The sequence below is a fragment of the Microbacterium testaceum genome, assembly GCF_001476655.1.
In the GTDB taxonomy this organism is placed as follows: Bacteria; Actinomycetota; Actinomycetes; order Actinomycetales; family Microbacteriaceae; genus Microbacterium; species Microbacterium testaceum_C.
This window is the reverse complement of sequence record NZ_LDRT01000207.1, coordinates 1-615: the sequence shown is the minus strand read 5'-3', so window position 1 is coordinate 615 and position 615 is coordinate 1. Positions and strand designations below refer to the sequence as shown.

Sequence of the window (615 nt, the reverse complement as noted above, 5' to 3'; positions counted from 1 at the left end):
GAAGCGCGTGCCGCGCGGCGTATGGGCGGCGTACCGACGCGCCCTCCCCGAGGCGTCGCCCGGCGAGATCATCGGACAGGTGCTCACGGACTCGATCCTGCGCGCTCCTGCGGTCGAGGTCGCTCGTGCCCGCACAGCCCCCACCTTCGTCTACGAGTTCGCGTGGCAGAGCCCGGTGCGTGATCTGCGCGCCGCGCACGCGCTCGAGATCGGCTTCGTCTTCGACGCGCTGGACGATCCGGCGTCGGAGCGTCTGGCCGGAACCGCGGCCCCCGCCGCGCTCGCGGAACGCATGCACGGCGACTGGGTCCGCTTCGCCGAGACGGGCGACCCCGGCTGGCCGACGTTCGCCCCCGGCGAGGACATCCGCCGCTACGACACCGTCACGCGCGACGTGCCTCTCCCCCGCGCCGAGGCCCTGGCCGCGCTCACGCGCTGAACGCGGACGAGCAGGAGGGGGTGCCGTGCGCGCCGCGTTTCCTCCAGGTAAAGACACCGTGACGTTGTTGAACAAGTCGGATCATGACTTGTTGGACAAGCGTACGCTCGCCTCACCCGACGAAAGCGAGCCGCCATGCCCGAGACCCTCACGACCCACCCCCTCCCCTCCGAGAG

At 71.5% G+C, this 615-nt stretch carries 1 protein-coding gene; it reads left to right on the top strand.

Annotation, left to right across the window (positions count from 1 at the left end):
- On the top strand, positions 1-439 hold a 439-nt coding region (locus NS220_RS18395), incomplete at its 5' end, for a carboxylesterase family protein (RefSeq protein WP_153004374.1).
- Positions 440-615 lie beyond the last annotated feature (176 nt).